6 protein-coding genes are annotated in these 5,144 nt (G+C 71.7%); 1 reads left to right on the plus strand and 5 read right to left on the minus strand.

The annotated features are described in order from the left end of the window. The 3 genes from D7X55_RS35530 to D7X55_RS35540 form a co-directional block, all read right to left on the minus strand. On the minus strand, nucleotides 1-794 hold a 794-nt coding region (locus D7X55_RS35530; RefSeq protein ID WP_368666517.1), incomplete at its 3' end, for a DUF418 domain-containing protein. Nucleotides 795-857: 63 nt separating this feature from the next. Further along, complete coding sequence (locus D7X55_RS35535) at nucleotides 858-1,697, minus strand: metallophosphoesterase (protein WP_120552669.1); 840 nt, start codon at nucleotides 1,695-1,697, stop codon at nucleotides 858-860. Nucleotides 1,698-1,774: 77 nt separating this feature from the next. Next, complete coding sequence (locus tag D7X55_RS35540) at nucleotides 1,775-2,137, minus strand: response regulator (RefSeq protein ID WP_120552670.1); 363 nt, start codon at nucleotides 2,135-2,137, stop codon at nucleotides 1,775-1,777. Between the two features lie 129 nt (nucleotides 2,138-2,266). On the opposite strand from D7X55_RS35540, the gene D7X55_RS35545 reads away from it, so the two are divergent. After that, complete coding sequence (locus D7X55_RS35545) at nucleotides 2,267-2,632, plus strand: helix-turn-helix transcriptional regulator (protein ID WP_120552671.1); 366 nt, start codon at nucleotides 2,267-2,269, stop codon at nucleotides 2,630-2,632. Here D7X55_RS35545 and D7X55_RS35550 read toward each other — a convergent pair. Then, nucleotides 2,616-3,821 (minus strand): DUF790 family protein, encoded by a 1,206-nt coding sequence (locus D7X55_RS35550; protein WP_120552672.1) that lies wholly within the window; start codon nucleotides 3,819-3,821, stop codon nucleotides 2,616-2,618. The genes D7X55_RS35545 and D7X55_RS35550 overlap by 17 nt on opposite strands. Then, nucleotides 3,808-5,144: DEAD/DEAH box helicase (locus D7X55_RS35555; RefSeq protein ID WP_147470340.1), on the minus strand; the 1,337-nt coding region annotated here is incomplete at its 5' end. The genes D7X55_RS35550 and D7X55_RS35555, both read right to left, overlap by 14 nt.

Below are 5,144 nucleotides of genomic sequence, written 5' to 3' on the forward strand. Positions count from 1 at the left end.
AGCACCCGCACCAGCAGCTTGCGGTGGCGCTCCACGTCCTGCAGAAGCCCCCGGCGCCCCACCCACAGGCCCAGGAGGAAGCGGCCCAGGATGATGGACAGCCAGACGGGACGGCCCGGGTTGGGCAGGCTCTGCCAGGCGTAGACGGCGTTGGCCTGCTGTGACGCCAGCACGGAGTGGCTGGACAGGCCGGTGAAGAACGCCGTGCGGTGCGCGAGCTCCTCCTCGCGCGAGGCCTTGGCGGCGGCCTCCGCGGCCTCCTTGCCGTGCAGCCACTCCGGGCCGAAGCGCTGCGCGATGGACAGCGTGAGCGGCAGGACGACGAAGAGCACCGCCACCCAGGTGAGCACCGTCCTGTCGGAGCGTTTGCGGAAGAGCAGCAGCGCGAAGCCCACCAGCGCATAGGTGCCGAGGATGTCCCCCACCCAGATGGCGAACATGTGCACCAGGCCCAGCCCCAGCAGCACCAGCAACCGCCGCCGGTACACCGGCACGATGGAGGCGCCGCGTCCCTCCGCGCGCGACATCTGCAGCGAGAAGCCCAGGCCGAAGAGGAGGGCGAAGAGGGTGATGAACTTCTGATCCACGAAGAAGGCGTAGAGCTGGGCGACCCACTTCTCCAGGGGCGCGGCGGCCAGCGCCTGTGACTGTTCGGGCGGCAGGAGCGACCGGCCGCTGAACCAGCTCAGGCTGTTGGAGAGGAAGACGCCCAGGAGCGCGAAGCCGCGCAGGGCATCCAGCAGGTGCACGCGCTCGGAGAGCTCGACGGGGCCTGGGGTGGAGGGCTCGGTCATGGCGCGCCACTACACGCCCGCGTGCACCACACCGTCAAACGCACGGCGGTGTGACTCAAGCCGTCACGGCGACGGAGCGGATTTCTCCGGGCCGGGCAGAACCTCGCGCAGGCAGCGCTCCAGGCCGCCGCGGTGGCGCCACTGGCTGGGGTAGCCCAGGGACACCTCCTCGAAGCGCACGCCGTCACGCCACAGCGTGGCGGGCATGTGCAGGTGCCCCGTCACCACCACCTCCGCGCGGTAGCGCGTGTGCCAGTCCTCGGTGAGGCGCGTGCCGCACCAGATGGAGAAGCGCGGGATGCGCGGCAGGCGCACGTGCTCGTAGCGCAGCGGGTAGTGGTTGATGAGGATGGTGGAGCAGCCCTCGGGCAGCCGCTCCAGCCGCGCGCGGGTGCGCTCCACGCGCGCGTGGCACCAGGCCTGACGGGTGGGGTAGGGCTCCGGGTGGAGCAGCACCTCGTCCGTGCACATCAGGTCGTCCTCCCACGCCCACTCCAGCGCCTTGTCCGCGGGCACGGTGTCCGGGCGGAAGGAGTAGTCGTAGCCCAGGAACATGGGGACCACGACGCGGTGCGGGCCCTCGCCGGGCCAGCGCGGATACGGGTCCTCCGGCGTGAGCGCGCCGTAGCGGTGGCACAGGTCCACCATGCGCAGGTAGCGCGCCTCGCCCTTCAGCGGGGGCTGTTCGGAGGGCATGGTCCACAGCTCGTGGTTGCCGGGCACCCAGACGACCTGGCGGAAGCGCGCGGTGAGCGTGCGCAGCATCAGCTCCATGTCCGCGAGCGTTTCGCCCACGTCCCCCCCTACGATGAGCCAGTCATCCGGACGCGGCGTCAGGGCCGCCAGCGCCTCGTGGTTCTCCTTGTGCCGCAGGTGCAGGTCGCTGATGGCGTAGAGCTTCATTTCGTCCGTGGGGGAGTCCCTACCTTAACGCGCACCGCCGCACGCGCCATGGGAACGCCCGGCCGTCAGCTCCCCCTTCAACTCAAAGACTCAAGGAGCGCCAGCACCTGCTGCGGCGGCGCGGCGCGGTCCACCCAGGTGATGCCCTGCTCCCGCAGAGAGCACGCCGGAGGCAGCGACGTGTGCAGCGCGCACGCGGCGCCGGGATGCCGGGCCCGCACGCACGTGAGCAGGCACAGCCCGTCACCATCCGGAAGGCCCTGACCGCTCACCACCACGGACGGCGCCGCTTCCCCCATCAGCCGCTCCGCTTCGCGCACGCCCAGGGCGAACCGCTTGTCGCCGGGCAGGTGCCTGCACAACCGCCGCAGCGCCGCGAGCGCGCGTGGATCCGCGTCCACGAACAGGAAGCTGGGAGGGGGGCTGGGCGGCTCTCGCATGAAGGCAGTGGGTGGTGCGGACAGGCTTGACGCAAGAGGTTGTGTCGCGAAAAGCCTACCCCGGAAGTTCTTGGAAGCCAACCTCTCAAGTCATATCGACATGGGCGAACCCGGTAGGTTAACGACCCCATGGAAAAGACCCTCGCAACCCGGCTCGGAGGCGCGGCCCGCGTCGCCCGCACCCGCCTGAACCTGACCCAGGCGGACGTGGCGGAGCGCATCGGCATCGCCAGTGAGGTCTATGGGCGGCTGGAGCGCGGACACATGCTGCCCAGCATCCAGACCTTCCGCCGGTTGTGCGTGGTGCTGTCCATCTCCGCGGACGAGGCGCTGGGGCTCAAGCCGTCGCAGGACGTGAAGTGGGCCGCGGAGCCTCCGTCCGACTACGGCGAGTCCGCGGAGCTGCGCCGGCTCATGCGCCGCGCGAAGCAGCTGGACCGGGGCTCCGTGCGCATCCTCAGCGTGCTGGCCTCGCAGTTCAAACCCCGGAGCTGAAGCCGTTCAGCCGCTCCCGCAGCTTGCGGACGGAGGGAAAGCCGTTGAAGAGCACCACCTGCGGGTGCTCCTCCAGCACCTGCCGCTCCGCCGACTCCTTCGCCAGCGCCCGGTCCACGCCCAGAAGCAGCCCCAGGTCCGGGCGCGCGCGCAGCTCCGCCAGCCTCCGTGACAGCGGCGCCGCGTGCCAGGGGTGGAACAGCTCCAGCGCGACCTCCTGGCCCGTCTTCCGGTGGCGGAAGGTGACGTCGGGCACGCACAGGCCGGCGGCGCCGGTGTGGCGGGGCAGGGGCGTCAGGTCCAGCTCCCAGGCCGCGTCCTCGAAGCCCTGCGCCAGCGCGGCCACCTCCGGCGGCACGTGCCCCAGCGCGGCGGGCAGCGGGGACACCAGCGGATCTTCATGGGACAGCTGGAGCGTGGAGACCTTGCGCGCGTCCTCCAGCACGGCGGACAGCTCCCAGCGCTCCAGGATGGGGACCACGGAGAGGAAGCTCGCGAGCTGCAGGCCGTACTTCTTCTGCAGGGCCAGCATGGCGCCGGGGCCCTCCACCTCCAGGGACCAGTCCTCGCCCTCGCGCCGCACCTCCGCCACCAGCCGGCAGAACTTCAGCCAGCGAAGCAGCTTGCGCACGCGCAACAGCTCCGGCGACCGCGCGCGCAGGGTGAGGCGCCGGGCGTTGAGCAGCGGCCCCTGCGCGAGCGCCAGGTTGTAGCGGTCCAACAGCCCCTGCGGCGTGAGCGCATCGCCGTCCCACCCCAGCAGCTTCCGGTTGCCGGGCAGGTCCGAGTAGAGCGCCTCGCGCGTGTCGGAGAGCGGCGCGTCCAGGGACTCGCCAAGGCGCGCTTCGTAGGCCTCCAGCGTCGTGCCCGGCGCGAGGGTCCGCAGCACCTTCGCGCCCACGAGCAGCGTGCGCCAGCGCGCGTCCAGGGCGCCTTCCCCGGCCTCGTCGAAGAGGAGCCGGTCGAGCAGCAGCTTCACCAGCCCGCGCGCGACCTTGGGGCGGCTGAACGCGCCGGCCTTGAGGCTGAAGGCCTCCTCCACGCCGTCGCGGCTCTGGCCCCGGAAGGCCTCCGCGTCCGCGAGCAGTTCCTTCGCGAGCGCCTGGAGGGACGGGTCGTGCGTCTTCACGAACGACGGGCGCAGGATGCCTTCGCGCACGCGCGAGGCGAGCAGCTCACGCGTCAGCATCGGGCGGGCCCTCCGGTTCCTGGTAGGCGCGGTGCTGCCGGCGCCTCTCGCTGATGCCGCTCTCCGCGGTCTGCGCGGAGCAGACCTCGTACAGGAGGGCGCGCTTGCCCGGGCGCTTTCGCAGGATGCGGCCCAGGCGCTGCACGTGTTCGCGCACGCTGCCGCTGCCGCTGAGCACCACGCCCACGCGGGCGTCGGGCACGTCCACGCCTTCGTTGAGCACCCTTGAGGTCAGCAGCACCGGCAGCTCCGCGCTGGCGAACGCGGCCAGCAGCGCCTTGCGCTCCGGCAGCGGCGTGTGGTGCGTGAGCGCGGGCAAGAGCAGCTTCTTCGCCAGCGTGTAGACCGTCTCGTTGTCGTCCGTGAAGACGATGACGCGGTCCTCGCGGTGCTCCAGCAATATCTTCCAGAGCGCGTCCAGCTTGCCGCTGGAGGTGAGCGCGATGCGGCGCTGCTCCCGGTAGCCCCGGTAGGCAGCTCTCCCTTCGTCGCTGCGCTGGCTCTGCGCCAGGAAGCGCGCCCAGCCCTCGGGTGACGCGAGCGGCACGCCCAGCCTCCTCACGAACGTGAGGTATCTGCCCCGCGCCTCGTCGTAGCGCGTCTTCTCGTCGGGCGTGAGCGGCACCTCGATGCGGCGGACTTCGTAGGGCGCCAGGTACTGGCCCTGGAGCTCGTCGATGCCGGTGCGGTGCACCAGCGGGCCCAGGAGTTCCTCGCACACGCGCTCGCCGCCGTCCGCGCGCTCCAGCGTCGCCGTGAGCCCCAGCCGGTAGGGCGCGAGCGTCCCCTCCGCGATGAAGCGGTAGCTGGGCGCGGGCAGGTGGTGGCACTCGTCGCAGATGAGCAGGCCGAAGCGGTTGCCCGTGAACTCCATCTGCATCGCCGCGGAGTCGTACGTCGTCACCGTGAGCGTCCGCCGGTCGTTGACGCCGCCGCCCACCATGCCCACCGGCGTGGCGAAGTGCTTCGCCAGCACGCCCTGCCACTGCGCCATCAGGTCCAGCGTGGGCACCACCACCAGCGTGGGCCGCTTCACCCACGCGATGGCCAGCACCGCGAGCAGCGTCTTGCCCGCGCCCGTGGGCAGCTCCACCAGGCCCCGGCCTCCCGCGCGCGTCCAGGCAGCCAGCGCCGCGCGCTGATGTGGAAACGGCTCGATGGGCACCGCGAGGGGCAGCTCCACCGGCTCGAAGCGCTTCGCGCGGTCTTCGTAGGGCAGCCCCTGGTCGCGCAGGCGCAGCACGACGTCGCGGTAGTGCAGCGCGGGCGCGCGGAAGACGCCCGTGCGCCCGTCCTTCTGGAAGAGCGCGTGCAGGCGCTCGT

Source organism: Corallococcus sp. AB049A (assembly GCF_003668885.1).
In the GTDB taxonomy this organism is placed as follows: Bacteria; Myxococcota; Myxococcia; order Myxococcales; family Myxococcaceae; genus Corallococcus; species Corallococcus interemptor.